Origin of the sequence: Alcaligenes sp. SDU_A2 (assembly GCF_038237375.1) — a bacterium.
Lineage (GTDB): Bacteria > Pseudomonadota > Gammaproteobacteria > Burkholderiales > Burkholderiaceae_B > Alcaligenes.
On sequence record NZ_CP151273.1, the window covers coordinates 1,682,065 to 1,708,852 of the forward strand.

Annotated in this window: 28 protein-coding genes; 23 read left to right on the forward strand and 5 right to left on the reverse strand. The window is 60.5% G+C overall.

From position 1 onward, the window contains the following. Nucleotides 1–135: 135 nt before the first annotated feature. From AADW57_RS07875 to AADW57_RS07890, 4 genes are all read right to left on the reverse strand, one after another. Nucleotides 136–1,035 (reverse strand): recombination-associated protein RdgC, encoded by a 900-nt coding sequence (locus AADW57_RS07875; protein ID WP_341669499.1) that lies wholly within the window; start codon nucleotides 1,033–1,035, stop codon nucleotides 136–138. A 206-nt stretch (nucleotides 1,036–1,241) separates the two neighbouring features. Next, nucleotides 1,242–2,918 carry an MFS transporter gene (locus AADW57_RS07880; RefSeq protein WP_445819198.1) on the reverse strand — a complete coding sequence of 559 codons (1,677 nt, stop codon included), beginning with the start codon at nucleotides 2,916–2,918 and terminating at the stop codon, nucleotides 1,242–1,244. 15 nt (nucleotides 2,919–2,933) lie between these two features. Continuing rightward, on the reverse strand, nucleotides 2,934–4,304 hold the full coding sequence (locus AADW57_RS07885; RefSeq protein WP_341669501.1) for a sensor histidine kinase: 1,371 nt from the start codon (nucleotides 4,302–4,304) through the stop codon (nucleotides 2,934–2,936). A 118-nt stretch (nucleotides 4,305–4,422) separates the two neighbouring features. Continuing rightward, nucleotides 4,423–5,112 carry a response regulator transcription factor gene (locus tag AADW57_RS07890; RefSeq protein WP_341669502.1) on the reverse strand — a complete coding sequence of 230 codons (690 nt, stop codon included), beginning with the start codon at nucleotides 5,110–5,112 and terminating at the stop codon, nucleotides 4,423–4,425. A 206-nt stretch (nucleotides 5,113–5,318) separates the two neighbouring features. Between AADW57_RS07890 and recA the strand changes: the two genes are divergently transcribed. Next, complete coding sequence (recA, locus tag AADW57_RS07895) at nucleotides 5,319–6,392, forward strand: recombinase RecA (protein ID WP_341669503.1); 1,074 nt, start codon at nucleotides 5,319–5,321, stop codon at nucleotides 6,390–6,392. After that, nucleotides 6,389–7,030 (forward strand): recombination regulator RecX, encoded by a 642-nt coding sequence (recX, locus tag AADW57_RS07900; protein WP_341669504.1) that lies wholly within the window; start codon nucleotides 6,389–6,391, stop codon nucleotides 7,028–7,030. The genes recA and recX overlap by 4 nt, the downstream gene beginning before the upstream one ends. A gap of 97 nt (nucleotides 7,031–7,127) precedes the next feature. Here the strand turns inward: recX and AADW57_RS07905 are convergent, their stop codons facing one another. Then, a complete protein-coding gene (locus AADW57_RS07905; RefSeq protein ID WP_341669505.1) occupies nucleotides 7,128–8,048 on the reverse strand; it encodes a LysR family transcriptional regulator in 921 nt (306 codons plus the stop codon). A 197-nt stretch (nucleotides 8,049–8,245) separates the two neighbouring features. Here AADW57_RS07905 and AADW57_RS07910 point away from each other — a divergent pair, with 197 nt between their 5' ends. From AADW57_RS07910 to AADW57_RS08010, 21 genes are all read left to right on the forward strand, one after another. Further along, entirely contained in the window at nucleotides 8,246–8,326 is an 81-nt protein-coding gene (locus AADW57_RS07910; RefSeq protein ID WP_445819199.1) for a hypothetical protein, read from the forward strand. A gap of 113 nt (nucleotides 8,327–8,439) precedes the next feature. Then, nucleotides 8,440–9,018, forward strand: a complete 579-nt coding sequence (locus tag AADW57_RS07915) for a DUF2889 domain-containing protein (RefSeq protein ID WP_341669507.1) — start codon at nucleotides 8,440–8,442, stop codon at nucleotides 9,016–9,018. A 79-nt stretch (nucleotides 9,019–9,097) separates the two neighbouring features. Next, the gene (gene sucC, locus AADW57_RS07920) at nucleotides 9,098–10,258 is read left to right on the forward strand and encodes an ADP-forming succinate--CoA ligase subunit beta (RefSeq protein WP_341669508.1); all 1,161 of its coding nucleotides are present in this window, start codon (nucleotides 9,098–9,100) and stop codon (nucleotides 10,256–10,258) included. Between the two features lie 21 nt (nucleotides 10,259–10,279). Further along, nucleotides 10,280–11,161, forward strand: coding sequence for a succinate--CoA ligase subunit alpha (gene sucD / locus AADW57_RS07925; protein WP_341669509.1), 882 nt, complete (start codon nucleotides 10,280–10,282; stop codon nucleotides 11,159–11,161). 210 nt (nucleotides 11,162–11,371) lie between these two features. Beyond that, nucleotides 11,372–12,076 (forward strand): TerC family protein, encoded by a 705-nt coding sequence (locus AADW57_RS07930; RefSeq protein WP_341669510.1) that lies wholly within the window; start codon nucleotides 11,372–11,374, stop codon nucleotides 12,074–12,076. Nucleotides 12,077–12,079: 3 nt separating this feature from the next. After that, the gene (locus tag AADW57_RS07935) at nucleotides 12,080–12,205 is read left to right on the forward strand and encodes a hypothetical protein (RefSeq protein WP_341669511.1); all 126 of its coding nucleotides are present in this window, start codon (nucleotides 12,080–12,082) and stop codon (nucleotides 12,203–12,205) included. Nucleotides 12,206–12,210: 5 nt separating this feature from the next. Next, nucleotides 12,211–13,158: a hydroxymethylbilane synthase gene (gene hemC / locus AADW57_RS07940; RefSeq protein WP_341669671.1), complete on the forward strand. Its 948-nt coding sequence runs from the start codon at nucleotides 12,211–12,213 to the stop codon at nucleotides 13,156–13,158. A gap of 6 nt (nucleotides 13,159–13,164) precedes the next feature. After that, complete coding sequence (locus AADW57_RS07945) at nucleotides 13,165–13,962, forward strand: uroporphyrinogen-III synthase (RefSeq protein WP_341669512.1); 798 nt, start codon at nucleotides 13,165–13,167, stop codon at nucleotides 13,960–13,962. 24 nt (nucleotides 13,963–13,986) lie between these two features. Next, nucleotides 13,987–15,375 carry a uroporphyrinogen-III C-methyltransferase gene (locus AADW57_RS07950; protein WP_341669513.1) on the forward strand — a complete coding sequence of 463 codons (1,389 nt, stop codon included), beginning with the start codon at nucleotides 13,987–13,989 and terminating at the stop codon, nucleotides 15,373–15,375. Between the two features lie 3 nt (nucleotides 15,376–15,378). After that, nucleotides 15,379–16,875 (forward strand): heme biosynthesis HemY N-terminal domain-containing protein, encoded by a 1,497-nt coding sequence (locus AADW57_RS07955; RefSeq protein WP_341669514.1) that lies wholly within the window; start codon nucleotides 15,379–15,381, stop codon nucleotides 16,873–16,875. Nucleotides 16,876–16,904: 29 nt separating this feature from the next. Then, complete coding sequence (gene ppa / locus AADW57_RS07960) at nucleotides 16,905–17,438, forward strand: inorganic diphosphatase (protein WP_341669515.1); 534 nt, start codon at nucleotides 16,905–16,907, stop codon at nucleotides 17,436–17,438. Between the two features lie 2 nt (nucleotides 17,439–17,440). After that, on the forward strand, nucleotides 17,441–18,136 hold the full coding sequence (locus AADW57_RS07965; protein WP_341669672.1) for a fumarylacetoacetate hydrolase family protein: 696 nt from the start codon (nucleotides 17,441–17,443) through the stop codon (nucleotides 18,134–18,136). A 200-nt stretch (nucleotides 18,137–18,336) separates the two neighbouring features. Then, nucleotides 18,337–18,594, forward strand: coding sequence for a hypothetical protein (locus AADW57_RS07970; protein WP_341669516.1), 258 nt, complete (start codon nucleotides 18,337–18,339; stop codon nucleotides 18,592–18,594). Then, on the forward strand, nucleotides 18,591–19,850 hold the full coding sequence (locus AADW57_RS07975) for a hypothetical protein (protein ID WP_341669517.1): 1,260 nt from the start codon (nucleotides 18,591–18,593) through the stop codon (nucleotides 19,848–19,850). Before AADW57_RS07970 ends, AADW57_RS07975 begins: the two co-directional genes overlap by 4 nt. Further along, nucleotides 19,847–20,452: a pilus assembly protein TadE gene (locus AADW57_RS07980; protein ID WP_341669518.1), complete on the forward strand. Its 606-nt coding sequence runs from the start codon at nucleotides 19,847–19,849 to the stop codon at nucleotides 20,450–20,452. The genes AADW57_RS07975 and AADW57_RS07980 overlap by 4 nt, the downstream gene beginning before the upstream one ends. Beyond that, entirely contained in the window at nucleotides 20,449–21,051 is a 603-nt protein-coding gene (locus AADW57_RS07985) for a hypothetical protein (protein ID WP_341669519.1), read from the forward strand. The genes AADW57_RS07980 and AADW57_RS07985 overlap by 4 nt, the downstream gene beginning before the upstream one ends. Then, the gene (gene cpaB / locus AADW57_RS07990) at nucleotides 21,048–21,932 is read left to right on the forward strand and encodes a Flp pilus assembly protein CpaB (RefSeq protein ID WP_341669520.1); all 885 of its coding nucleotides are present in this window, start codon (nucleotides 21,048–21,050) and stop codon (nucleotides 21,930–21,932) included. Before AADW57_RS07985 ends, cpaB begins: the two co-directional genes overlap by 4 nt. Then, the gene (locus AADW57_RS07995) at nucleotides 21,929–23,296 is read left to right on the forward strand and encodes a type II and III secretion system protein family protein (protein WP_341669521.1); all 1,368 of its coding nucleotides are present in this window, start codon (nucleotides 21,929–21,931) and stop codon (nucleotides 23,294–23,296) included. The genes cpaB and AADW57_RS07995 overlap by 4 nt, the downstream gene beginning before the upstream one ends. Next, nucleotides 23,283–24,857, forward strand: coding sequence for an ATPase, T2SS/T4P/T4SS family (locus tag AADW57_RS08000; RefSeq protein WP_341669522.1), 1,575 nt, complete (start codon nucleotides 23,283–23,285; stop codon nucleotides 24,855–24,857). Before AADW57_RS07995 ends, AADW57_RS08000 begins: the two co-directional genes overlap by 14 nt. Beyond that, nucleotides 24,854–25,708: a type II secretion system F family protein gene (locus AADW57_RS08005; RefSeq protein WP_341669523.1), complete on the forward strand. Its 855-nt coding sequence runs from the start codon at nucleotides 24,854–24,856 to the stop codon at nucleotides 25,706–25,708. Before AADW57_RS08000 ends, AADW57_RS08005 begins: the two co-directional genes overlap by 4 nt. Beyond that, a complete protein-coding gene (locus tag AADW57_RS08010) occupies nucleotides 25,702–26,562 on the forward strand; it encodes a type II secretion system F family protein (RefSeq protein ID WP_341669524.1) in 861 nt (286 codons plus the stop codon). The genes AADW57_RS08005 and AADW57_RS08010 overlap by 7 nt, the downstream gene beginning before the upstream one ends. Nucleotides 26,563–26,788: the final 226 nt, after the last annotated feature.

A 26,788-nucleotide genomic window follows, 5' to 3' on the forward strand; every position in this document is an offset into this window, starting at 1 on the left:
ATGCTCTCCATTTTGACAACCAGTTTCCAATATTGGAAACTGGTTGTCAATAAGTGCGCATAGCGAGGCTCGTGGATATGCAGCGCAAAAAAAAACGCCCGGCAAACTGGGCGTTATCGCGCAGAGCATGGCCGATCAGGATTTGCGTTCGCCACCCAGTACGCTGACCAGATCCGCGATCAGATTGGCCAGTTCGGATGTCATCAGCGTCATGTCGGCATCGAATATCTCGTCGTCGTTCACGGCGGTGACATCCTGTTTTTCGGTCAGTATGTCCAGAGGGCTGACGCGCTTGATGTCCAGTGCGTCGGTCAACACGAAGCTGATGCGTTCGGCCCAGGTCAGGGACAGGCGGGTACACTGCTTGCCGGCCTGCACGTGCTTGCGCACTTCGTCGATATCCACGCTTTGTTTGACATAACGAACGGCTGCGCCGCTGTCGCCGGTCGAGCGCAGTTCGGTGTCCTGGTCGATGGTGAAATTAGCGGGTGGGTCGTTGTCGATCAGCCAGGAGGTCATGACCGAAGCGGGCGACAGTTCCGTATACAGAGGCAGGGCCGGGAAAGGTTCTACGCTCTTGGCCAGCAGACCCAATACTTCGTCGCTCTTGGCGGTGGCGGCCGCATCAATGGCCAGCCAGTGATTGCGTGTGTCCAGCCAGACGCGGGTGTCGCGCGAGACGGCAAAGGCACGCGGCATCAGTTCGGTAATGACTTGCTCTTTGATTTCCTTCATCTGCTTGCGGCCGGGCTTGTAGCCTTGCTGCTCTTCGATGTCGCGGGCCTTTTCGCGGGCTACCTGATTGATGACAGTGGTGGGCAGCAGCTTTTTCTCGGCGCGCAGGGCAATCAGGTATTGACCTTCGATGGCGTGTACCAGGGCATCGTTATCACGTGGACTGACCCAGCCCAGGCTCAGCGGTTCCTGGCTGGAGCCGGGGGTGAAGCGGTGCTTGGCCAGGGCATTTTCCAGTTCCTGGGCGGAACAGGTCCAATCGGGGGAGAGACGGTAGATGCGTAGATTTTTAAACCACATGGAGGCGAAGATAGTAAGCAGAAAAAGAGAAGGCTGCAGCCGGTTCCGGACGTGGGACCGGCGCAAGGCAAAGGATTGATTGTACGCGCAGATGCCGGGCAGCGCCCGCGCGCTTACCCGCTCTTGCATTTGCGGCACATGCCGCAGCGGGCCGCAGGTGGCCTGCCGGGGCAGTCGCCTCGCGCGGGCACGGAACGACCATGTCCCTAGGCGTTGATGTCGTTGTGCCGGGTTTCGCGCACAAATGGCAGGCCGATCGCCACCGTCGCCAAGCAGATGATGATGGGATACCACAGGCCATCGTAGATATTGCCCGAGGCGGCGATCATGGCAAAGGACAGAGGCGGCAAAAAGCCGCCGAACCAGCCGTTGCCGATGTGGTAGGGCAGGCTCATGGACGTGTAGCGGATGCGGATGGGAAACATTTCCACCAGCATGGCGGCGATGGGGCCGTAGACCATGGTGACCAGACCCACCAGGTAGGTCAGCAACAAAACCACCATGACGCTATTGAGCTGCTGCGGATCGGCCCGCTCCGGGTAGCCGTGGTCGCGGATCGCCTGGGTCAGTTGCGCCTTCAGTTCCCGCGACTGGCGGGCGAACTCGGCACGGCTCAGCGTGGCCCCCTCGAAAGAGTCGATGGTTTGAGTGCCTATCCGGACCTGCGCCACCTGACCGGCTGCGCCGGTTTCGTTGCTGTAGCTGACGGCGTAGCTGGCCATAAAGGATTTGACGATGTCGCAGGAGCTGGTGAACGAGTGGGTGCCAACGGGATTGAATTGGAAGGAACAGGCAGCCGGGTCGGCCACGACGACGACGGGGGATTGTTGTTGCGCCTGGACCAACGCGGGATTGGCAAAGTAGGCCAGACCCTTGAAGGCCGGATAGTAGGTCAGGGCGGCCAGCAGGCAGCCGGTCAGAATAATGGGTTTGCGTCCGATATGATCCGATAGCCAGCCGAACACGACAAACAGCGGGGTGGCCAGCAACAGGGCGATGGCCATCATGGTTTGGGCCTGGTTGGCCTCGATGGCTAAAGTCTGGGTGATGAAGAATAAGGCGTAAAACTGGCCGGTGTACCAGACCACGCCCTGGCCTGCGGCCAGGCCAAACAGCGCCACCAGGGCGATGCGTAAATTTTTCCAGCGTCCGAACGACTCCGTAATAGGGGCGCTGGACAGTCCGCCTTGCTCCTTGATGTGCTGAAAAGCGGGGGACTCTTTCAGGTTCATCCGTATCCAGACAGAAATGCCCAGGAGTACGACGGAAATCAGAAAGGGGATGCGCCAGCCCCAGGCCACAAAGGCTTCTTCGCCCAATGCGTTGCGTATGCTCATGATGACCACCAGCGAGAGCAGCAGCCCCACCGAGGCCGTGGTCTGAATCCAACTGGTGTAGAAGCCGCGTCGGTGTTGGGGGGCGTGTTCGGCCACATAAGTGGCTGCGCCGCCGTATTCCCCTCCCAGGGCCAGGCCCTGCAACAGGCGCAGCACGATCAGCATGATGGGAGCGGCAATGCCGATCGCTTCGTAGTTGGGCAGCACGCCGACCAGAAACGTCGACAGACCCATCAGCAAGATGGTGACCAGAAACGTATATTTGCGGCCTACACGGTCGCCGATGCGACCGAATAGCAGGGCCCCGAACGGCCGCACGGCAAAGCCGGCAGCAAATGCGAACAGCGCAAAAATAAAGCCGGCTGTCGGGTTCACGGCCGAAAAAAAATGTTGCGCCAAGATGGCGGCCAGGGAGCCGTACAGATAAAAGTCGTACCACTCGAACATGGTGCCCAACGAGGAGGCGAAGATGACCTTGCGACCCTGGGCATCCAGTTTGCCGTGCGGCTTGGCGTGGCTGCTGCTGTCAAAGGCGGTGCTGGCGATGGTGGGCGGCATGCGTCACAGTCTCCGTGGCGGCGTTAGCGGGAAGCTGACCCGCAGGCGTGTGCCGCTGGCCTGGCCGGCGCTGGGCGGCAGAAAGGCAATAGTGGCACCATGAATGTCGGCGATCTCGCGCACGATGGCCAGACCCAGCCCGCTGCCGTCGGCCTGGCTGCCCATGATGCGATAGAAACGGTCGAAAACGCGCGCGTGGTGTTCGGGTGCGATGCCAGGCCCATTGTCTTCGACCTCCAGCCAGCCGTGGCTCTGGGTGCGGCCGGTGCGCAGCGTGACCCAACCGCCCGAAGGAGTGTAGATCAGCGCATTGTCCAGCAGATTGTTCAACAGCTCGCCCACCATGACACTGTCCGCTTGCAGCACGATGGGCCGGCCCGCGCTCTCCAGTCCCAGATCCAGCCCTAGCTGCAGGGCGCGCGGTACCCATTGGGACAGATGCTGCTCGGCCAGTGTGTTCAGCTCGATGGCCTGGGCGTTGGTGGCATGCAGTGCGTCGCTGCTCTCGGCGCGGGCCAGCGCCAGCATCTGGTTGACCAGCCGCGTCGCCCGCTGGGTGCCGCGTACCAGTTGGCGCAGACTGGCTTCGGTCTGGGCGGGGTCGCGCTCGCGCAGGGCGACTTCTGCCTGGGTGCGTATGCCTGCCAAAGGGGTTTTCAATTGGTGGGCGGCATTGGCCACGAAACGCCGCTGGGCGGCGGAAAACTGTGCCTGGCGCTCCAGCAGGCCATTCATGGCATCGATCAAAGGCACGATTTCCGCCGGAGCCTGGTCGCTCTCGACGGGCGACAGATCCCCGGGGGCGCGGGCCCGCAGCCGGGCCTGCAGCAAGTTCAGTGGTTCCAGCCCGTGGGTCAGGCCCAGCCCGGCCAGCATGGCCGCCAGCGGCACCAGAATAAATTGCGGGGTCAGCATTCCGATCAGAATCTCGTGATGCAGAACCGAGCGGTGCTGGTTGGTTTCGGCCACAATGGTCAAAAACGGGGTGTTTTGCTTGTCCCGGCTGCCCCAGACATAGGCCAGCCGCATGCTTTGCCCAGCCATGACGACATCGCGGTAGCGCAGCAGATTGTTTTCGTAGTCCCAGTTTTCGGGCAGGGGCAGATCGGCATTGCCGGCCAGGGGTGTGCCGTCGGCGTCCCGGATCTGCCAGAGCGTGGGGGCATCGCTGCCCTGGCGCAATATGGTGCTGGCGGACTCGGACAGGGAAACGGGGCCCAGCACATCCTGTTGGCTTAACTCCTGGCGCAGCAGGTCCAGGTGGCCGCGCAGGGTTCTGTCATAGGGCGAGTTGGCGATGTGCTGGGCGATGAAGTAGGTTATAACGATACCGACGGTCCACAGCAGAAAAAGCGGTCCGAAGATCCACAGCATGATTTTGTGGATAAGGGTGCGCTGAGGCGGCTTGGCGGATGACCGGCGCGAGAAGCGGGATCTGACGATCCGCTCCGTGCCGCCTTGGGGGGGAGGCGAAAAAGGCATGGGCGGGGGCTCAGGCCGGAGCGTCTTCGCGCAGCTTTTCCGGTTCCAGGCAGTAACCCAGTCCGCGCACCGTCATGATACGCACACCGCTGGGCTCCAGTTTTTTGCGCAGACGATGAATGTAGACCTCGATCGCATTCGGGGTGACTTCTTCGCCCCACTCGCACAGCAGGTCCACAAATTGGTTCTTGCTAATCATCCGGCCGCTGCGCGAGAGGAAAATTTCCAGCAGACTGGTTTCGCGTGCAGACAGCTCCAAGGGCTGGCTATCTATATAGGCGACCCGGCCTTTCAGGTCGAAACTCAAGCGTTTGTGCTGCAGCAGGGCGCTGCTGGTGCCGGTGCTGCGACGGGTCAGGGCACGCACACGGGCTTCCAGTTCGGTCAGGGCAAAGGGCTTGGACATGTAGTCGTCGGCGCCCAGATCCAGTCCGCGCACGCGCTGCTCGACCGTATCACTGGCGGTCAGGATCAGTACCGGCAGGCTGTCCTGACGCTGGCGTATGGATTGCAGCACCGCCAGCCCAGGTTTTTTGGGCAGGTCCAGATCCAGGATGAGCAGATCGAAGCTTTGCAACTGCAGGGCGGAGTCGGCGCTTTCGCCGTCATGCACGACATCGACGGCGTACCCTTCGTAGCGCAGGGAACGGGAAAGTCCATCCGCGAGGATGCTGTCGTCTTCAGCTATGAGTATGCGCATGACCCTAGTTAAATCCGTGTTTTAAAAGCCGTTTCATATTGTGGCACAGGGCCTGCGCTGTGGTCAGTAGGGGATAACGATGGAGCCGATCACGCTTTTGTGGATGTCTGTTTATATATACAGTATAATTTGATGCAATAATTAGGCTTGGATTTAATTGCCGTGCCTGCGCCATCGTGGCGCAATTCCATAGTCAAGGATTCTTCATGGACGACAAAAACAGCAAAGCAGTGGCCTCGGAACGCTCCAAAGCATTGGCGGCCGCCCTGACGCAGATCGAAAAGCAGTTTGGTAAAGGCTCCATCATGCGTTATGGCGACGACAACGTGGAACACGACATCCAAGTCGTCTCCACCGGGTCCTTGGGCCTGGATGTCGCCCTGGGTGTCGGCGGCTTGCCACGAGGGCGCGTCATCGAAATCTATGGTCCGGAATCCTCGGGCAAGACCACGCTGACTTTGCAGGTCATTGCCGAAATGCAGAAAATCAAGGGTACGTGCGCCTTTATCGACGCCGAACACGCCCTGGATGTCCAGTACGCGCAAAAGCTGGGCGTTAATCTGGCCGATCTGCTTATTTCCCAGCCCGATACCGGCGAGCAGGCCCTGGAAATCACCGAAGCCCTGGTGCGCTCCGGTTCGGTAGACCTGATCGTTATCGACTCGGTCGCCGCCCTGACACCCAAGGCCGAAATCGAGGGCGATATGGGCGATGCCTTGCCCGGCCTGCAGGCCCGCCTGATGAGCCAGGCCCTGCGCAAGCTGACCGCCACCATCAAACGCGCCAACTGCATGGTCATCTTCATCAACCAGATCCGTATGAAGATCGGCGTCATGTTCGGCAATCCCGAAACCACCACGGGCGGCAATGCGCTTAAATTCTATTCGTCTGTGCGCCTGGATATACGCCGCATTGGTTCCATCAAGCGTGGCGACGAAATCGTGGGCAACGAGACACGCGTCAAGGTCGTCAAGAACAAAGTTGCGCCCCCCTTCAAACAGACCGAATTCGACATCATGTACGGCAGCGGCATTTCGCGCGAAGGCGAAATCATTGATCTGGGCGTGCAGGCCGGCGTGGTGGACAAAGCCGGTGCCTGGTATAGCTACGATGGCAACCGCATCGGCCAGGGCAAGGACAATGTGCGTGAATTCCTGAAAGAGCGTCCTGAACTGGCGCGGGAAATCGAAAACAAAGTACGCGAAAAATTAGGCGTGGCTCCTATGGCCGCTATGGAGCGCGCAGCCGCCGCTCCTGTTGCGCCTGAAGGCGACGCTTGATTTTGCCCGGTGGGTTCGACGACGAACCCTTTGAAACCGATCCGCAGGAAGTCCAGGAGCGTCGGCAACGCCGGCGCTCCAATGCGGCTGCCCTGTCGGCCGGGCAGCAGGGGCAGCCCGGCGGCGATGCGGAATTTGAATCGGATTTTGCTGCGGATGACAAGGTCGCGACTGGGGCATCGCCCAAGCGTGCGGGGCCATCGCTCAAGGCCAGGGCCCTGAATTATTTGTCCAGGCGCGAATACTCACGTCTGGAACTGGGGCGCAAGCTGGCTGCGCACGCCGACAGCCCGGAACAAGTCGCCTCCTTGCTCGACGAACTGGCGGCCCAGAAGTGGCTGTCCGATGAACGGTTTGCGCAAAGTTTGGTCAACCGTCGTTCGGCCCGAGTCGGGGCCCGCGTCATTTTGCAAGAACTGCGTCAGCATGGGCTGGATGCCGGCCAGACTGACATCATCAAGGAAGAATTGGCTGCTACCGAATTGGAGCGCGCCAAACAAGTCTGGGCCAAAAAGTTTAACGCCCCCCCCGAGGACGCCCGCGCCTACGCCAAACAATATCGTTTCATGGCCAGTCGGGGTTTTTCCAGTCGCATCCTGCAGCAAATCTTGGGCGAATGGGAAGACGGGGCTGTTTAGTCAATGTTCCAGTGACTCAGCCGTTTTTCAATAGGGTTCACGGCCCGCTTTGCGTCCCGATGTGTTCCTTGCGTGCCAGGTACAAGGCCGCCGACCCTTAGCCTTGCGCTTGGCTGATTCCTTGCAAGGTCTGGAAGCTGGTGTCACGGGCTTGTTTTAAAAAGGCCTGGACATAATCGGCCTGTAAATCTTCTTTGCGCACGGCAGCGTACAGGGTGCGCCACACCCCGTGCTCCCCCAGTCTGCATGTGCGCAACAAACCTTGATTCAGAAACTCGGTCAGCGCCCAGTTTGGCAGAGCCGTCACGCCGCGCTGGCTGGCGACCAGTTGCACAATCATGGGTGTCAGTTCCGCCTGTCGGACGGCGGCCGGCTCTATATCGGCGGGCTCCAGAAACTGCGTGAATATATCCAGGCGGCTGCGTTCCACAGGGTAGGTAATCAGAGTCTGATCGGCCAGTTGCAGGGGCTCGATATAGCGATACTGGGCCAGGGGGTGCTGGCTGGCCACGGCCAGGGCCAATTCGTAGCGAAACAAGGGCGCGTAATGGACATCGTCGCTGTTCTGCGGGTCGGACGTAATCACCACATCCAGATCGCCGCGCAACAGTGCAGGTAGCGGTGCGAACGAAAATGCAGCGGACAGATCCAGGGTGACATCGGGCCACTGTTGGCGAAAAGCATCCAGCGTCGGCATCAGCCATTGAAAACAAGAGTGGCAATCAATAGCCACATGCAAGCGTCCAGTACGCCCGGCCGCCAGCCGCTGCAGGTCGCGTTCGGTCGCGCGCACGCGCGGCAGGACTTCGTCGGCCAGAGTCAGTATGCGCAGCGCGGCGGTGGTCAGTCGGGCAGGGCGGGTGCGTCGGTTCAATAATTGCACCTGTAGCCGCGTTTCCAGGTCGCGCAACTGATGGGATAGGGCGGATTGCGTGACGTGCAGGCGTTCGGCGGCCTCTTGCAGGCTGCCGCTGTCGCGGATGGCGCTCAGCGTTTCCATATGACGAATTTCAAGCATGATGAATAAAACTCATGATTAGCATGGTGCATTTGATTTTTTTTCAAATAATTGTACAGGCACAATTCAGACCAAGAATCAGAAGCCTGCCTTCCATCATTCCGGTTTATCCAGGTCGATGAGTCCGCCTTTCGTGAAGGCCTGCCCTTGCGGCAATGGATGCAGATGTGGTCCCGATGGAAGCGGTGCGCTCTATTATGCTGTTGCTGGATGCTTTCGCGCGTGTCGATTATTCCAATGCTATCGGCCCGGGCGCGTCGGCCTGTGGCCGGGCCTAGGGGCCGGCAGTCGGGCAGAACCAGTGGTGTCACGAATATGCAAGGCGCTGATACGTAGAATACGAGGTGCGTTATACTTAGTCGGTTTAAACCTTGCGCCCTTGAACGTATCAATGCCTTTGCCCAAGACGTCCGTCGCCCGTGAACCGCTGCATACTCGCACCATCAAGGTGGAGTCGTTCGCTCGGGAAGATGGCCTATGGGATCTGGAAGCCGAGCTGGTCGATTTGAAATCCTACGATTTCCCCATCCGCCACGGCCAGATCCACAAGGCGGGTGATCCCGTTCATCATATGCACCTGCGCATCACCATCGATAGCGACTTCACCATCACGGATGCCTTGGCCGTGTACGATGCCGCGCCTTATGGTCAGGACTGCGCCTCCATTGCGCCTGCCTATCGGCAATTGGTGGGTCTGAATCTTCTGAAGCAGTTTCGCCAGCGGGTCAAGGAGCGTCTGGCGCGCTCGGCCGGCTGTACTCATTTGAGCGAGCTGGCCCAGGTTCTGCCCACCGCCGCGGTGCAGACGATGGCGGGGCGGCGGCGCAGCAGTGGCGAATCGGAAATCCATCGTACCGACAAACAGCCTTTCCATCTGGATGGTTGTCATGCCTTGCGTCTGGGCGGTCCGGTGGTCAAGGAGTTCTATCCGGTCTGGTACAGGCCGGATACGCAGGCCGGGGGTTCATAGTTTCTGGTTTGTTCAGGTCCCGGGTTCAGGCCCAGGGTTCCTGCTTTTTTTATTGTGTTTTTAGACTGACAGGTATCACATGAAAATTCACGAATATCAGGGCAAGTCGCTGCTAAAGCAGTTTGGCGTTGCCGTGCCGCGCGGAATTCCTGCCTTCTCCGTCGACGAGGCGGTGGCTGCCGCACAGGAGCTGGGTGGCTCCGTGTGGGTGGTAAAGGCGCAGATCCACGCCGGTGGCCGTGGCAAGGGCGGTGGCGTCAAGCTGGCCCGTTCCATCGACGAAGTGCGCCAGTTGGCCTCGGAAATCCTGGGCATGCAACTGATCACGCACCAGACCGGCCCTGAAGGCCAGAAAGTGGGCCGCCTGCTGATCGAAGAAGGCGCGGACATCCAGAAAGAATACTACGTCGGCATCGTGACCGACCGTGCTACCCAGCGCGTTGCCGTGATGGCTTCCCGCGAAGGCGGCATGGAAATCGAAGAAGTGGCCGAGCGCAACCCCGACGCCATTCTGAAAGAATTCGTGGACCCCGCTCTTGGCCTGACCAACGAGCAAGCCACCAAGCTGGCTCGCGGTATTGGCGTGCCTGATGCTTCCATCGAAAAAGCCGTTGCTGAATTCCAGAAGCTGTACAAGTGCTACACCGAAACCGACGCTGAACTGGCCGAGATCAACCCGCTGATCCTGACCGGCTCGGGTGATATCATCGCTTTGGACGCCAAGTTCAATTTTGATAGCAACGCCTTGTTCCGTCATCCCGATATCGTCGCTTTCCGCGACCTGGCCGAAGAAGATCCGGCCGAAGTCGAAGCCAGCAAGTACGATCTGGCCTACATCCAGCTGGACGGTAATATCGGCTGCCTGGTCAACGGTGCCGGCCTGGCCATGGCCACGATGGACACGATCAAGCTGTTTGGCGGCGAACCTGCCAACTTCCTGGACGTGGGCGGCGGCGCAACGGCTGAAAAAGTCACCGAAGCCTTCAAGATCATGCTGGCCAACAAGGGCGTCAAAGCCATTCTGGTCAACATCTTTGGCGGCATCATGCGTTGCGACGTCATCGCCGAAGGCGTGATTGCTGCGTGCAAGGCCGTCAACCTGAACGTGCCGCTGGTCGTGCGCATGAAAGGTACCAACGAAGAGCTGGGCAAGAAGATGCTGGCCGATTCCGGTCTGCCCATCATCAGCGCTGACACCATGGCCGAAGCCGCGACCGCTGTTGTCGCCGCCGCCAAGTAAGAACAGGTTAAGGATTAGCAAATGTCGATTCTGATCAATAAAGACACCAAAGTCATCACGCAAGGGATCACCGGCAAGACCGGCCAGTTCCACACCCGCATGTGCCGCGAGTACGGCAATGGCATGGAAGCCTTCGTGGCTGGCGTGAATCCCAAGCGCGCCGGCGAAGACTTCGAGGGCGTGCCTATCTACGCCACCGTGTCGGACGCCAAAGCCGAAACCGGTGCCACCGTGTCGGTTATTTATGTTCCACCCGCAGGCGCTGCCGCCGCTATCTGGGAAGCTGTTGAAGCCGACCTGGATCTGGTAATTTGCATTACCGAAGGCATCCCTGTGCGCGATATGCTGGAAGTGCGCAACCGCATGCGCGCCGAAAACCGTAAGACCCTGCTGTTGGGCCCGAACTGCCCCGGTCTGATCACCCCGGACGAAATCAAGATCGGCATCATGCCCGGTCACATTCACCGCAAGGGCCGCATCGGCGTGGTCAGCCGCTCTGGCACCCTGACCTACGAAGCCGTGGCGCAAGTCACTGAGCTGGGCCTGGGCCAGTCCTCGGCGGTTGGTATCGGTGGCGACCCGATCAACGGTCTGAAGCACATCGATGTGCTCAAGATGTTCAACGACGACCCAGACACCGATGCCGTCATCATGATCGGTGAAATCGGCGGTCCTGACGAAGTCAACGCCGCTCTGTGGGCCAAGGACAACATGACCAAGCCCGTGGTCGGCTTTATCGCCGGCGTGACTGCGCCTCCCGGAAAACGCATGGGCCACGCCGGTGCGCTGATCTCGGGCGGTGCCGATACGGCCGACGCCAAGCTCGAAGTCATGGAAGCCTGCGGCATCCGTACGACGCGCAACCCATCCGAAATGGGCAAGTTGCTCAAGTCGGTGCTGTAAAGCAGTCCAGGCCCGCTTCGGCGGGCCTGTTTGTCTGGCCGCCCGTATCACGGGCAGCAACGGCCAGCCGGTTTCGACAAGAAAAACACCCTTCCGGCGCATTCCCTGCCAAATCCGGCTAGCCCGCATGCATGCGGCATGACGTAACAACAAAAAATCGCTTTCTCTTCGGGAGCAGGGCGGCAATTGAACGCGGTAACGGGAACTAACATGATTGAATTTCTACAGTCGCTCCATTGGGGGTCTTTGTTTCAGATCGTTCTGATCGATATCTTGCTTGGCGGGGACAATGCCGTCGTCATTGCGCTGGCCTGTCGCAATCTGCCCAAGCAGCAGCGCATGCAGGGCATCTTGTGGGGCACGGCCGGTGCCATCATCTTGCGGGTCGTGCTGATTTTCTTCGCGCTGACCTTGCTGGGCATTCCCTTTCTGAAAGTGGTCGGCGCCGTGCTGCTGCTGTGGATAGGCATCAAGCTGCTGATTCCCGATGATGATGCGCATGGCAATATCCAGGGGGCCAGCTCTATCTGGGCGGCGGTCAAGACGATTATCGTGGCCGACTTCGTCATGAGCCTGGACAACGTGATTGCGATTGCTGGCGCGGCCCAGAATGCGCATCTGGATCACCAACTGGGCTATGTGGTCTTTGGTCTGCTGCTCAGCGTGCCCATCATTATCTGGGGCAGCACGCTGGTGCTTAAACTGATTGATCGCTTCCCTGTGGTCGTGACGTTGGGCGGCGCGCTCCTGGGCTGGATCGCCGGCGGCATGCTGGTAACAGATGCCTTTGTGGAAAATCAATTCGGCGTGATCGCCTCTCCTGTTAAACTGGGGGTCGAGATCGTTTGCGCCCTGCTGGTCGTGGCCGTCGGCAAAGGGCTGGCCAGCCGCAAGGGCTCTATCAAGGAAAGTTAATCCATGGCATTTTTCAAATCTTCCGACGCCAAGTCCCAGGAAAAAGGGCTGTCGCTGCTGCAGGGGCTGGGTATTCTGGCCATCATCGGCATTGTGACCGCGGCCATCGCGCGCTATTTCGCCGCATGACGGCAGTGCTCGCTCCCCGGAAACTGGTCATTGCCACCCGCGCCAGCCAACTGGCGCTGTGGCAGGCCGAACACGTGCGTGCCCGCTTGCAGCAGTTGTACCCGCAATGCGAGGTTACTTTGCTGGAGATGACCACGCGCGGCGACACCATTTTGGATCGTACCCTGTCCAAAGTCGGCGGCAAGGGGCTGTTCGTCAAGGAACTGGAAACCGCCTTGCTGGACGGGCGGGCCGATCTGGCGGTTCATTCCTTAAAGGACGTGCCTGTCGATCTGCAATCGCCGTTTGCCTTGCCCATCATCATGGAGCGCGATGATCCGCGCGATGCGTTCGTCTCGAACGACTACGCCAGCCTGGCGGCTTTGCCGGCGGGGGCCGTGGTGGGTACATCCAGCCTGCGCCGCGAGTCGCAGATCCGCGAACGCTATCCGCATTTGGATATCCGGCCCTTGCGCGGCAATGTTCAGACCCGTCTTGCCAAGCTGGATCGGGGCGACTATGCCGCTATTATCCTGGCGTCGGCTGGCCTGCGGCGTCTGGGACTGGCCGAGCGCGTCCGCGATTACATCTCTGTGGACGACAGCCTGCCTGCTGCCGGGCAAGGCGCCCTGGGCATCGAGATTTTGGAAAATCGCCAGGAGCTGGCGCAATGGCTGGCTCCCCTGGCCGATGCGCGCAGTGCTGCTTGCGCACAGGCCGAACGGGCGGTGTCGCTGGCTTTGGGCGGATCTTGCCAAGTCCCGTTGGCGGCGTATGCCACGTTGCAGGACGATAGTCTGGACTTGCGTGGGCTGGTTGCCGAGCCGGACGGCTCCGTGGTCTATCGTGCCCGCCTCCGTGGGCCAGCCGCCGATGCCCAGGCCTTGGGCATCGCCTTGGCGCAAGACCTGAAAGAACAGGGCGCGCAGGCTATTTTGGATCGCCTGCTGTCCGAATCCTCTACAGGCCACTGATACCCTATGGTCACGCCCCAGGTCGTGCTGACGCGGCCGGCCGGCCGCAACGAACCCCTGGCAGCCGCCCTGGCTGCACAGGGGTTTTCTTCGTTGGTGCTGCCTGCCTTGGAGCTGCAGCCGCTGGACCTGTCGGCCGCCAACTGGCAGGACCCGGCCGATTTTGATCTGGTCATGTTCGTCAGCGGTAATGCCGCTGCGTTTTATTTTTCCGCCTTGCGCGCACGCGGCCTGTGCTGGCCTGCCGGCGTACGCCTGGGGGCGGTCGGTGCCGCCACTGCGCGCGCCTTGGTGGCTCAACCCGGCGTGCCTGCCGATCTGGTGCTGCAGCCTGCCGATCCCGCATCCTTACAAGATTCCGAAGCGCTCTGGCCTCAGATCAAGGCCTTGTTGCCGCAGGTGCGCCGCGTGCTGATCGTGCGAGGCCATATCGGACGCGAGTGGCTGGGCACGCGCCTTGAACAGTCCGGCGTGCAGGTAAGCAGGCTGGCTGTTTATCGACGCTGTCCGCAGGTCTGGAGCACGGAGCAGGCGCAGCGCGTGCAGCAGGCGCTGGAGCAATTTCCTTTGGTCTTGCTCAGTAGCTCAGAAAGCGTAGACGCGATTCTGGCGAACGTGCAAAGGCTGGGTTTACAGGCCTTGTGGGGGCGTTGTCGCTACGTGGTCATTCATCCGCGCATCCATGAACATTTGCTTTCTCGCTTGGCGCAGGCTGGAATCGACGCCCATCCAGTGGTAAAAAGGTGTACGCCAGACGATGACGCCATCGTTGCAGCCATGATCGCGGTGCTCTCGCGCGACTAGCCTTACACGGATTACAATCTCGCCATGAACGATAAAACAGATCACGCATCCGCAAGCGAATCGGAGCCAGTAGGCTCCCGTCCTCAGGCGACAGCGGCATCTGCCGCCTCCCACAGCACCATGCCCAAGGCATCCGAGCGCAAAAAAAACAGCGCCGCCCCCGCTTACGCCTTGACGGCCCTGGTCATTGCGCTGGCAGCAGGGGCCCTGTGGTACCAGCACGGCAGCATTCAGCAATACAAAGACGAACTTCAGGGGCAGCTGGCCGCCAACATCACGGCTACGCAGCAAGCCGGCCAACGCGCCGACCAGGCCTTGGCCATGTTGCAGCGTCAGTCGGACAAGCTGGCCGCCCTGGAAAAATCCTATCGCGATTCCACCGAGCAGTTCCAGGACCTTAGCCAGGCCTTTCAGACCATGACCGATCGTGGTTCGGACCTGATTCTTCTGAACGACATCGATCATCTGGCCACCATTGCCCAGCAACAATTACTGCTGGGCGGAAACGTGGCCAATGCCATTGTGTCCCTGGAGGCCGCTCAGGCTCAGCTGGCGCGCGCTAACCGAGTACGCCTGGCACCGTTGCAACAGACCCTCAACGGGGATCTGGATCGTCTGCGTGCTGCTGCCACAGTGGATGTGGCGTCCTTGTCCAGGCAATTGGAAACCTTGTCCCGTTACGTATCCGAAGCGCCTTTGCTGGTGCCGGACGACGTTGCCGGCGGTGCCAGCACGCAAGCCCTGGATCTGCAGTCCAGTCAGCCGGTGCCGGCTGATCTGCCGGCCGATGCGCCCTGGTGGCAGCAAGGCTGGAATACGGTGGAGCAATGGAGCGTGCAGGCTTGGCGCTCGTTGACGCACGATCTTGGACAGTTTGTGTCGGTGCGGCGCGTCGACGATGCCGCCGCCTTGTTGATGTCACCCGACCAAGCCGCCCGTCTGCGCGAAAACCTGCGCTTGCGCATCATGACGGCGCAATTGGCCATGATGATGAATCAGTCTTCGGTCTGGCAGACCGAGCTCGATGCCGTCACGACTGCGCTGCAGAACCGCTTCGATGTCCGCTCCAATCCGGTACAGCAGGCGCTGCGCTTGGCCGGGCAGTTGCAAGATACCCAGATCGGTGCCCGTCTGCCTACGGTTAACAATACCTTGGCGGCCATTGAAAGTCTGCGTCAGGACGAAGCCAATCGGGTTCAGGACAATAGCTCTGCGCCGGCGTCCAACCCGGAGCCGGCTCCCGAACCCACGCCTGAAACCGCTCCCGAATCAGCCCCAGAACCCGTTCCCGAGCCTGCCGCGCAACCCGAACAGAGCGCGCCGGCGGTGTCTGAACCTGTTGCCCCCGAGCCTGCGGCCCTGGATGCGGACGCACATATCGGTGACACGCCGCCTGATCAGGCACAGGGGTAAACAATGCGTACATGGTTCTGGACTCTTATCCTGTTTGTGGCCGCCGTGGCCTTGGCGCTGGTGCTGCGCGAACATGCCGGCAATGTCTATCTGGCGACGCCGCATTATCTGGTGCGCTCCTCACTGACCTTTGTCGTCCTGTCTTTGTTGGCCTTGTTCGTGGGCCTGTATATTTTTCTGCGCTTGCTGGCCTGGGTCAGCGGCGGGCCGGAGCGTTTTCGCCTGTGGCGCGGCCGCCGAGCCCAGAAGCGTGATCAAGCCTTGCTGGAAACCGGCTGGATCAGCATTCTTGAAGGTCGCTACGATCAGGCCGAAAAAGACATGATCAAGCTCATGAGCAAGACCCGATCGCAAAGCAGCAAGGTTGTTGCCGGTCTGGCTGCGGCCCGCGCGGCGCACTACCAGGGCGACATGAACCGTCGTGACCAAGCCCTGGCGGCGGCGCAGTCGGCTGCAGGACAAGATACTCGGCTCAAGGATGCCAGCGCGGTTGCGGCCGCCGAAATGTATCTTGATCAGAATCTTGCGCAGCAGGCCATAGACTTGCTGCAACCGTTGCAGGATGCCAGTTCGCGTCATTTGCATGCGACCCGCCTGTTGTTGCGTGCGTACCGTCAGTCGGGCAATGCCGAGCGCGTATACGAGTTGACCCGCGTGCTGATGCGCCGCAGCGGGATCGAGCGTCAGGAGGCGTTGGCCTATATTGAATTTGCTGCTGCCGCCCGTTTGCGGGCCGCAGGTATCGACCAGTTCAAGGCACTGTGGTCAGACCTGAAGGCGGACGAGAAACTGCTTCCCGGCGTCGCCCTGGAAGCGGCCCTGATCCAGGAGCGCGAAGGTCACTACGAAGAGGCCGGCCGTATTCTGGAACCGGCGATTGCCGCCAGTTTCGATGCCCGTCTGCTGGAGGCTTATGCCCAATGCCCCCGCGAACAGGTCGGCCGCCGTCTGGCCAAGGCCGAAGAATGGTTGCGCAGCCAGCCGCATAATCCGGTGTTGCTCTCTACCCTTGGGCATCTGTGCCTGACCAGTCAGTTGTGGGGGCAGGGCGAACACTACTTGCTGCGCAGCCTGAAAATCCAGGGCGATCTGCGCAATCATGCCTTGTTGGGCAATTTGTACGACAGCCTGGGTCGCCGCGATGAAGCCGTCGCTTATTGGCGCAAGGCTGCTGCCATGGCGGGCACCTTGCCGGTGCTGGCCATCTCCGGTGCCCTGCCGGCTGCCGACACGCATCTGGACCCTGCGCATGTCGATGGCGACAGCCTGCCGGGCGATGGCGATGCCCAGACTTTGCCTTACGATGCCAGCGCCATGGCGGCGGATCTGCCCGACAGTGGTCGCCCCTTGCCGGTGGTCGAGCCGGTGACTCCGGCCGCCAAACCCAGTCAGGATGTGTTGACCTCCTCCTCGGACCTGGATGATTATTTCGACACGGCACCCATACCTGGTGTCGATCTGTCCCAGACTTCGGATCGTCCCCGACGTTCCAACGATTAACTCCTCCCTTTTATTTAAGGTTTGTAAGAATGAGCCTAGATCGCGTGCCAGCCGGCAAGAAACTGCCCGACGAATTCAACGTCATCGTCGAAATCCCCATGAACTCCGATCCCGTCAAATACGAGGTTGACGAGACCGGTGCTATTTTCGTGGATCGCTTTATGCTGACCGCGATGCACTATCCATGCAATTACGGGTACATCCCCCAAACCATTTCGGACGACGGCGACCCAGTGGACGTGCTGGTCATTGCGCCATTTCCTATCCAGATCGGCGCTGTGATCGCCTGCCGCGCCATCGGCGTGCTGCACATGGACGACGAAGCCGGTGGTGACGCCAAGTTGCTGGCCGTGCCGACCGATAAGCTGTATCCCCTGTACCGCCACATTCAGTCGCCCGATGATCTGCAGCCTGAAGAGCTGGAGCGCATCAAGCACTTCTTCGAGCATTACAAAGACATCGAAAAAGGCAAATGGGTGAAGGTCAAGGGTTGGGATGGTGTGGAAGCCGCCAAGAAGGAAATCGTCGACGGCGCCAAGCGTTTCGCAGACAGCCAAGCCTGATGATGAATACCGTCATCCCCACACCGCCGCTTGCGGCCTTGACCGTACAGGGCAGCGATCAGCTTTTTCCTGTGCGGCGCATTTATTGCGTAGGCCGTAACTATGTCGAGCACGCTCAGGAAATGGGTTTCACCGGGCGCGAAGATCCGTTTTTCTTCTGCAAACCGGCCGATGCCATTCTGAACGTGCTGCCCGGTCAGGTCTGCGACATGCCGTATCCTTCCCGTACGCAGGACTTGCATCACGAGATCGAATTGGTCGTGGCCTTGTCAAAAGGCGGGCGTGATCTGTCCGTGCAGCAGGCGGCCGAATGCGTGTGGGGATACGCGGTAGGGCTGGATATGACCCGGCGCGACTTGCAGACGATGGCCAAAAAAGCCGGACGTCCCTGGGAGGTCGGCAAGGCCTTTGATCATTCGGCCCCTGTCGGCCCCTTGACGCCGCGCAGCCGTATCGGCGAACTGGCCAGCGGTGCCATTACGTTGCAGGTCAATGGCCAATACCGCCAGAGCGGCGACCTGGCGCAGCTGATCTGGAATGTGGCCGAATCCATCGCTTATTTGTCGGGTCTATTTGAACTGTATCCGGGCGATATCATCTTCACCGGAACGCCGGCCGGCGTCGGCGCAGTCGAACGCGGCGATGTGATGCATGGAGCCATAGAAGGGCTGGGCAGCATAGACGTTCGTCTGGTCTGACCCGGTTTTTAGCCGGACAAAAAAGCCGCTAGGGGTATCAAGCCCCAGGCGGCTTTTTTTTGTTGCATGGTGCTGTCGCTGGGGTCGTGCAATGTATCCGGTATGGGCAAGGGCAGGACAGTGCTGCCCAGCTCGGCTTTTGCGAATAGGAACAGAATCGGTACGCACGCAAACTGTAGGCTGACTTCCGGGAGAATCCTATGGAGCAGTTCAGCAGACAGCAGCGCGGCCAGGGCATGGTCGAGTATCTTGTAATCGTGGCCTTGGTCGCGGTGGCGGCTATCGCCGTCTATCAATCGTTCGGGCAGGTCATCCGCAACCAGACCGCCGCCATGGCCAAGGAACTGGCGGGCGAAGACGGGTCGGAGCAGTCGCGGCAGGCGCAGTCGGCTGCTTCGGCGGCAGCGGCCCAAGGGGCGGAAAAAGGCCTTAAATCGTTCACGGGCAATGCGCCATGACCCGCCTGCACAGCACGCAGAAAGGGGTTGCCCTGGTCTGGGGGCTGGCGGTCATGTCGGCTTTGTCGGCCGCCTGGCTGGGTTACTTCCACGTCAACCAGATTGCCGAGCAGCAGGGGCGTCTGTCGCTGGTGCTGGATGCGGCGGCCTATAGCGCCGCTACCGAGCAGGCCAGAACCCTTAATTTACTGGCGTATATCAATCGTGCGCAGTTGGGGCATCAGTTGGCGCTGGCGCATCTGCTTACCTTGGCAACGTGGGACCGGGCCGCTCAGACTCAGTCCGCGCAGATGCGGCGTGGTAATCCTCCAGCCTATCTCATCGCCATGATGTTCGGTTCCGGCCACGGAGCGGCCTATACCGGCGCGCGATCGGCAGGTGATCAGCAGCAAGCTCTGGAAGGGGCTTTCGATCAGCATCAGCAACTGGTCCATCAGGTCCTGGTCAAGGCGCAGGAGCAATTGGTGCTTGGCTTGGCACAGCGTCGTCGCGCCATCATCGATACCGTGTTGCAGGCAAGCCTGCCCGATTGGCCCGCCAGCAGCTTGTCCTGGCATCTGGAGTCGGACGATTGGCCCGATTTTCTGCGACGACGCAGCGGCGAACAGCAGTGGCGTCCGGCCTTGCGGACATTGGTGGGGCTGTATGGTTTTCTTGCCCCTAGGGAGTATGTTGCCGACTCTCTTTGGCCTGTTGATCGGCGCTGCCCTTTGTGGCGGCATAAATTGCGGCGCACAGGCCGTACCAGTCTGGATGCGCAGGGACGCTGGCAGTCCGACGATACCCAGTCTCTGCATGCCTTGCGTTCCAATCGCTGGCTGGGCTGCTACTTTCGCGAATATGCCATGGCCTGGGCCTTGCAGTCTCCTGAAGGGACAACGGGCATACAGGCTCCACCGGATTTTTCAGGACAAGATTTCTGGCGTTGGGCCCTGGAACAAGGCAACGGTTCCTTGTTTTCGGCTGGCGACAATACAGTAGCCAAAGCCTGGGGCAGGCGCGATGCCATGCGCTGGCCACAGGCGGGATTGCCGCAAGGCTATGCCATTGTCCAGCCCCAATCCCGCCTGGCGCTGCGCTTGGGCTTGCAAGGGCAGGGGCACCTGGGGCAGGTGGTGCATGCTGTCTCCGCCGCCCAGGTGTTTTTTTCTGTTCCCGCAAGTCCGATCGCTGATGCACCGGTCAGACCCAGTTTGTTTCAACCATTCTGGCAGGCCCGCTTGATTGATCCGTCCCGCCTAGGAGATCGTTCATGAACCGTCTGCAAAATGGTGCCGTACTGCTTGAAACCTGTTTACTCGGTGTTGTGCTGGGATTGATGATCGTAGGTGGGCGCTGGCTCATGACCCATCAACATCGTCTGCAGCAGCTTCAACAAATCAGTCACGTCAATGTGTTTGCCCATGATGCGCATGGCAAACCCATGCAAACACCGTCTATGGAACAAGCTGGTTTGCGTAGCCATCGGGTTTTTAGGCCCGCAGCCGACCGGTACACCGAGTCTTTGCGGATCGAACTTCTGGGCATGAGCAGCGGGAGCTGGCAAGTGCAGTCCAGTGTGGGACTGGACCGGCTCGCTGGCTTGCCCGCCGCTCAAGCTGGTTTGGCTTTGACTCGCCGGTCACAGCTGATGGGGGGCGCGGGGCAAGCGGCCGATATGCGCCAGACCAGACAACGCCTGGCGGCCAGCCCTAGTGCATGGTTGCGTGCAAGCCAAGATAGCCTGCGGGCAGGACAGGCAAGCGGTCGGGCAGCCGGGCCTTTGGACTCGGCCTGGGGGCGACCTCTTCCCGATCTGGACTGGCTGGGGCCGTGGCAGGATGTGGTCCCGGATGTCGATCCCCAGGAGGCACCATGACGCAATATAAGGTATTTATGGTGTGTCTTTTGTTCGCATTCGGAGCCACAAGCGCAGGGGCATCCATCACTTTGGACGACCCACAGATTCGCTGGGTGGCCGGACCCGATAGCCAGACAGCTCAGGGGCGGGTGCAATCCTGGCATTTTCAGTCTGATCTTGCGGTGCACGACTTGGCTCGTCGCCTGACGCCGGCGTGCGGCGTCTTTCAGCGTGCTCTCAGAGTCGACAGGCAATGGGTGCTTCAGGCCAGTACAGACGACAAGGGCTGTGTGTTATGGCTGGATCAGCTCTCGGAAGGGGGGCTATCCGGTGCGTTGACTCGCCTGCAGCCGTCTGCCTTGCCTCAGCCTGTTGTCGTCCCTCCGGTTTCAGGGTTGGTGTTATGGCAGCATGCCCTGGCCGGCAACGAACAGCTTTGGCTGATTCAGGCGCAGGAGAACTGGCACGGTCAGTTGCGCGCCCAGGGCTGGCAGCCTGAGTCTTCCGAGAGACGGTGGGAAAAGGGCCAGGCGATGCTGGAGCTGGTGCCGGTTCGGCATCAGCAGGCCGACTATTTGCTGCTTAAGTGCGCACAGTGCAGGGGCTATTTGCCATGAGTCATTCGTTTCTTTTCCGTTTGCTTCGTCATCCTGGGGTTGGGTTGGCGCTGCTGGCCCTGATCGCGGGTGTGCTGGCAGCCGTGTCCATGAATGCGTATCTGCATAAGCAGGAACAAGCATTGCGTCAGGCCAGTGAGCGACCGCAATTGCAGCGCGTCGTGGCAGCCGCGATGCTGGCACCCGGTACGGTCTTGCAGACCGAACATCTGGCGGCGCGGGCCTATCCGGCTGAACTGGTGCCCAGCGACAGTCTGGATGCTTCCCATTTCCGCGAGCTGGCCGGGATGACGCTCATTCAAGGCCTGAAGGCCGGCGATCTGATCACTCACGCCCATGTTCGTGGGCAGACCGGGCCGTTTTCCGAGCAGTTGATTTCGGGGCGGCGTGCGGTGACGGTCCCGGTGGATGCGCTCAGTTCGGTGTCGGGACTGATCCGACCGGGCGATCTTATTGATCTGTACGTCAGCTTTGATGATCAGCAGCGACGGGTCACCGCCCCTTTGTTGCAGGCCGTGCCGGTTCTGGCTACCGGGCAGCGATCTCAGGAGCAGGATGCCGCTTTGTTGGCGCAAGATCAGGATTACAGCACGCTGACTCTGGATGTGGGGCCTGACGAAGCCTTGAAGTTGTTGGCGGCCCGGCAGCATGGCCGCATCACGGCCTTGCTGCGTCATCCCGATGATCAAAGCCCTTATCAGGCCGCCGTGCGTGGTGAGCTGGCGGATATTCTGGGATTGGGGGCATCGGGCAGGGCAGGCCGACGAATCGAAGTCTTGTATGGCAATCGCTCCGGGGGGGAGGCGGGCCTGCCCGAGTTGGAGAAGCTGGGTTGGCTGAATTTGCCTGGGTCTGGTGCGACGGTCAAGGAGCAGCCATGAACGCTATGTCTTATTTCATTGTTTTTTTGGGAGCGTGTGTCATGGTTGGGCTGCCAGCGCCTGTGCTTGCCCAGGAACTGGAGTTGCAGGTGGGCGAGCTGCTGGTTCTACCTGATAGTCAGGTCGAACGCGTTGCCGTGGGCGATGGTGACATCGTCCACGCCATGACGACCGAATCGCGTGAGCTGATTTTGTTCGCGCGCAAAGCCGGTCGGACGGCAGTGCAGGTGTGGGCGGAGTCGGGGTCAAGCCGTTCTTATCAGATCCAGGTTGCGCCGGAGAATCACAGGCAGACCTTGGCGGAACTGCGCGAACTCTTGGGACGCATTCCGCAGTTACGCGTCAGCGAGTTGGGGGGCAAGCTGGTGTTGGAGGGCGAAGGACTCAGCGATCAGGACAAGGAGCGTATCCAATCGCTGAGTCAGCAACATCCGCAATTGCTGGATTTTACCCAGCAGGACGGTTGGGAGCCTATGGTTTTGCTGGATGTGCAGGTGGTGGAAGTTCCTCGAAACAGTCTGCGCGAACTCGGTGTGCGCTGGGACGGTACATCTCAAGGCGGTATGAGCATGGGCCTGGGCTGGGATGCGGCTACCCATCAGTTTTTGGAACGGCCCGGCCAGGCTGCGCTACCTTTGCCTTTTCCTGCGCGTCAGGGAGCCGCGTTTTTTGGCATCGGTGCATTGATGTCGGCCCGGGTGCAGGCCATGGCGCAAGAGGGGCAGGCTGTCGTGCTGGCGCAACCGCAACTGCTGGCGCGCAGCGGCTCGCAAGCCGAATTTCTGGCCGGCGGCGAGTTGCCCTATACCGTGACCGACGCCAAAGGGAACAGCAACACCACGTTCAAGCCTTACGGCGTATCGTTGCGCATAGTGCCCAGGGTGGAGCGCGGTGGCCTGGTGCGCTCACGCATCGAGGTCGAGGTCAGCGCGGTCGACGCCAGCCAATCGCAGCCCAGCGGCCCTTCGCTCAAGACCCGCCGAGCTTCGACCGAGTTCAATGTGCGCTCGGGGCAGACGCTGGTGTTGGCTGGCTTTATTTCGCGCGAGCAATCCCGTCACCTGGATCGCCTGCCGGGACTGGCCGACATTCCCGTGTTGGGCGCTTTATTTCGTTCCGAGCGTTTTGCCCGCCACGAAACAGAATTGGCGGTGTTCGTCACGCCCACCTTGGTCGATGCTGATCATCCTGATTTTCTCGCCCGGCAGGCCAATTCCGCTCAATGGCTGGAGCAGGCCTTTCCAGAGCCGCCAAGACTCAATACGCCGGTCCGGGCGGATCATTCGGGCCATGCTGTGTCCCGGCCTGACATCACATCCCAATGGTCCCTGTCCGACAGCGAGGTTCATCGTGTTCAGCCTTGAGGTGCAAGCGGAGCGCGATGCAGCGCGGCAACTGACCTTGTCTTTGCCGGCATTGGTCGGCCGCGATCCTGCCTGCGACCTGGTTCTGCCATCCTGGCGAATTGCCAAGCAACATGCCAGTTTTCTGGAGCGGGCCGGTGCGGTTTATGTGCAGGATCATGGTTCCTTGACCGGTGTTTTGCTCAATGGACGGCGTGTTTACGACGACGGTCCTTTGCGTGTGGGCGATATGCTTTCGATGGCGGGCTTCGTTTTGCATGTCCAGAGCGTGCCCGTGTGTGTTGCACCGCAAGACGATCAGGCAGCTTTTACCGCGAGCGACGTCGCTGCGGCAGACAGCCTGCCGTCTGCGCAGGACACGGTGTTTCGGCAGGAACAACAGCGCCTGCATCAGGCCTTGCTGGAGTCTTTGCAACTGGAGCGCCGCGATCTGTCGCGTCTGAGCGATCAGCAGCTATACCAAGAAGCACATGAACGTGTTGGCAAACTGATTCGTGCGCAATGCGCGCTTGCGGCCGGCGACCAGCCTGCGTTGCAGGCCGCCGTCTGCGCCGAGGCAGTGGGTTTTGGGGCGCTGGAACCCTTGCTGGCCGACCCGGATATATCAGAAATCATGGTGAATCATCACGGTTGCGTATTCGTGGAGCGGCAGGGGCGTCTGCATCGGCATGGCGCTTCGTTCAGCAGCGAAGCGGCCTTACGTGCCGTTATCGATCGTATTCTGGCCCCCTTGGGGCGCAGGCTGGATGTTAGCTCGCCGGCGGTGGACGGTCGCTTGCCGGATGGTTCCCGCTTTCACGCCGTATTGGCACCGGTGGCGGTCAAGGGCACGTGCGTGACCATACGCAAGTTTCCGCATCGTCGCCTGGCGTTGCGGGATTTGTTGCAGTCCGACAGCCTGTCCGCGGATATGGCCGCCTTTTTGGGGCAGGCTGTCGCGATGCGCTGCAATATTCTGGTTTCGGGGGGGACGGGCACCGGCAAGACGACCTTGCTGAATGTGCTCAGCACGTGCATCGATGCGGGTGAACGTATCGTGACGCTGGAAGATGCAGCCGAGTTGCAGTTGCAGCATGCCAATTGGGTGTCGCTGGAGTCGCGCCCCGCCAATGCGGAAGGACAGGGGCAGGTGGATATACGCAGTCTTTTGCGGCAGGCCTTGCGCATGCGGCCGGACCGCATCATTGTGGGGGAATGTCGTGGGGCGGAGGCCTTTGACATGCTGTCGGCCATGAATACCGGCCACGAAGGCTCTATGGGGACATTGCATGCCAATAGTCCGCGCGATGCCTTGTCCCGCCTGGAAGGGATGGTGCTGATGTCGGGCTTGGAGCTGCCCCTGAATGTGGTGCGCGAACATATTGCCCGCGCTTTGCATGTGCTCGTGCAGCTTAGCCGCCTGCCCGATGGCCGTCGAGTGGTCAGTGAAGTGGTGGAAGTCACGGGCATGGAAGGTAACAGTGTTCAGCTGCAGTCTTTGTACAGCTATAGACCGTCAATGGGCTTTGTCGGCAGTGGGCTGGTCTCGGAGCGCGTGCGCGCACACAAAGGGCTGACATGAAAAGCCTGGCGCTGATCGGCACCTTATTGGCAGCCAGCCTGCTGGTCTATGTTTTGCTGCGCGTCGGCACGTATATCTTGCGTCTTTACCGGCAGCGATTGCAGGCTAGTTCCAGGGATAGTCTGCAATCGCATTTTGTGTTTGTCCGCAGCCAGTATCTGGTAGCGGGCGGGGTGACGCTGCCGCTGTTATTACCGTTGCTGGCCTGGTGGCTATGGCAGTCCGCTTTGCTTGCTCTGTTGCTGACCGTCGCAGGCCTGGTGCTGCCTGTTTTGTTGATGCGAGCCGTACAAGCGCAGAGACTGCGCCGTTTGCGGCGTCAGTTGCCCGATTTTGTGTTGTCGCTGGCACTGGCTTTGCAGGCGGGGCTGGCTGTCCAGGCGGCATTGGAGCAATTGGCACAATCGCTGGCCGCTCCTTTGGGGCAGGAGTTTCGTTTGCTTTTGCGCTGGCAGCGATTGGGCATGGGGCGTCAGGCCAGCTACGAGCAACTGCTGATCCGTGTGCCGCTGGACGATCTATCCATGTTTCTGGGTGTTTTGACGATGGGGCAAGGCACGGGGACCGGCATGTCAGTCATGCTAAAGGTGTTGGCGCAGACGTTGCGGACGCGCTTGTCCATGGAAGAAAAAATCCAGGCCCTGACCGCGCAGGCTCGTTTGCAGGCCCGCATTATGGTGGTTTTGCCTTTGTTGCTGGCTGCCGTTTTGTATGGTCTGGACCCCGACGGCTTCCGGCTGGCCTGGTACAGCCCTGGTGGAGCATGGGTCGCCGCCGCGATTGTCGCGCTTTTAGTGACAGGAATGTGGTGGATGCGACGCATATTGTATTCTGGGGAGCCGTCATGTTGAGTCTGACATGGTTGTTGGCCGGATTCAGCGCTGTCTGTCTATTGCTGGCTTTGTTGTGGGGATGGCAGCGGCGCTGTCGGCGTCTGTTGCGTCAGGGCGGCTCTTTGGGGCAGGCAGCCTGGCTGGCATGGGAGGCACCGTTTGCTTCTGCCTGGGTCGCGCTGGGCTCCATGCCGTTGCTCAATGAGTGGCGACAGCGTTATCTGGAAGGCGGTGCGGATGATGCCTCGCTGTCCATCGTCAGGACAATGGCTTTGACCGGTTTGGCAGCCATGTTGATGGTGGGAGTACTGTTTGCATATGGTTTTCCCCTTGGGCAGACGTTGCTGCTGTGCATGGCGGCTGTGCCGGCGGCGGTGCTGCATCGTGTGCAACAGGTGCGCCGTCTTCAGTCTCGCCGCTCTCGTGCCAGCAGGCGCGAATTGCCTTTCTTTCTGGATCTGCTGGTGCTGGCGCTTGAGTCGGGCCTGGGCCTGCAGCAGGCTTGGGTGCAGGCTTTGAACAGTGTGCCTGCGGGGGCGTTGCAGCAGTCGCTCAATCAGGTGTTGGCCGATGTCAGAGCAGGGCACCGATTGTCTGCGGCCATGCGTAATGCCGCAGGGCGTGTCCGTCAGGCCGATCTTGACGACTTGGCCTTGGCGCTAGAGCTGGCGCAGGAAACGGGTCTTTCCCTGGCAAGTTTGTTACGTGCGCAAGCCGAGCAGTTGCGTCAACGCGTGCAGCTGGAGGCCGAACAGCGTGCCCTGAAGCTGCCGGTCTATCTCTTGATGCCGTTGGTGCTATGTGTTTTTCCGTGCACCTTTCTGGTCTTGGGCATGACGCTGGCCGGCCCCTGGCTGGTGGGTCAGGGTTGAGCGGCGTGTCGATGGGCCGTCCGCTCAGAAGCCCTCCTGGTTTTTTCCTGCACGATGCATCCAGTGCCTGGGCGCGTTTGTGGGGTTGGCATGCCTTGCCGCAGGGCGATGGGTATGTGCATGGGCTATGGCTGCGGCCATGCCGAGCTGTACATACATTGGGTATGCGGTGCCGTCTGGATCTGTGCTTTCTGGACCGTCACGATTGCCCGGTGCGTCTGTGGCA

Coding starts and splice junctions, on each gene's coding strand:
- AADW57_RS07945 (WP_341669512.1), top strand. CDS start 13,165: ATGGTCACGCCCCAGGTCGTGCTGACGCGGCCGGCCGGCCGCAACGAA.
- AADW57_RS07910 (WP_445819199.1), top strand. CDS start 8,246: ATGCTGTTGCTGGATGCTTTCGCGCGTGTCGATTATTCCAATGCTATC.
- AADW57_RS07890 (WP_341669502.1), bottom strand. CDS start 5,112: ATGCGCATACTCATAGCTGAAGACGACAGCATCCTCGCGGATGGACTT.
- AADW57_RS07875 (WP_341669499.1), bottom strand. CDS start 1,035: ATGTGGTTTAAAAATCTACGCATCTACCGTCTCTCCCCCGATTGGACC.
- AADW57_RS08010 (WP_341669524.1), top strand. CDS start 25,702: ATGTTGAGTCTGACATGGTTGTTGGCCGGATTCAGCGCTGTCTGTCTA.
- AADW57_RS07985 (WP_341669519.1), top strand. CDS start 20,449: ATGACGCAATATAAGGTATTTATGGTGTGTCTTTTGTTCGCATTCGGA.
- AADW57_RS08005 (WP_341669523.1), top strand. CDS start 24,854: ATGAAAAGCCTGGCGCTGATCGGCACCTTATTGGCAGCCAGCCTGCTG.
- AADW57_RS07930 (WP_341669510.1), top strand. CDS start 11,372: ATGATTGAATTTCTACAGTCGCTCCATTGGGGGTCTTTGTTTCAGATC.
- recA (WP_341669503.1), top strand. CDS start 5,319: ATGGACGACAAAAACAGCAAAGCAGTGGCCTCGGAACGCTCCAAAGCA.
- AADW57_RS07885 (WP_341669501.1), bottom strand. CDS start 4,304: ATGCTGTGGATCTTCGGACCGCTTTTTCTGCTGTGGACCGTCGGTATC.
- AADW57_RS07975 (WP_341669517.1), top strand. CDS start 18,591: ATGACCCGCCTGCACAGCACGCAGAAAGGGGTTGCCCTGGTCTGGGGG.
- ppa (WP_341669515.1), top strand. CDS start 16,905: ATGAGCCTAGATCGCGTGCCAGCCGGCAAGAAACTGCCCGACGAATTC.
- AADW57_RS07915 (WP_341669507.1), top strand. CDS start 8,440: ATGCCTTTGCCCAAGACGTCCGTCGCCCGTGAACCGCTGCATACTCGC.
- AADW57_RS07970 (WP_341669516.1), top strand. CDS start 18,337: ATGGAGCAGTTCAGCAGACAGCAGCGCGGCCAGGGCATGGTCGAGTAT.
- AADW57_RS07935 (WP_341669511.1), top strand. CDS start 12,080: ATGGCATTTTTCAAATCTTCCGACGCCAAGTCCCAGGAAAAAGGGCTG.
- sucC (WP_341669508.1), top strand. CDS start 9,098: ATGAAAATTCACGAATATCAGGGCAAGTCGCTGCTAAAGCAGTTTGGC.
- AADW57_RS07965 (WP_341669672.1), top strand. CDS start 17,441: ATGAATACCGTCATCCCCACACCGCCGCTTGCGGCCTTGACCGTACAG.
- AADW57_RS07905 (WP_341669505.1), bottom strand. CDS start 8,048: ATGCTTGAAATTCGTCATATGGAAACGCTGAGCGCCATCCGCGACAGC.
- AADW57_RS07950 (WP_341669513.1), top strand. CDS start 13,987: ATGAACGATAAAACAGATCACGCATCCGCAAGCGAATCGGAGCCAGTA.
- AADW57_RS07980 (WP_341669518.1), top strand. CDS start 19,847: ATGAACCGTCTGCAAAATGGTGCCGTACTGCTTGAAACCTGTTTACTC.
- AADW57_RS07995 (WP_341669521.1), top strand. CDS start 21,929: ATGAACGCTATGTCTTATTTCATTGTTTTTTTGGGAGCGTGTGTCATG.
- sucD (WP_341669509.1), top strand. CDS start 10,280: ATGTCGATTCTGATCAATAAAGACACCAAAGTCATCACGCAAGGGATC.
- cpaB (WP_341669520.1), top strand. CDS start 21,048: ATGAGTCATTCGTTTCTTTTCCGTTTGCTTCGTCATCCTGGGGTTGGG.
- AADW57_RS07955 (WP_341669514.1), top strand. CDS start 15,379: ATGCGTACATGGTTCTGGACTCTTATCCTGTTTGTGGCCGCCGTGGCC.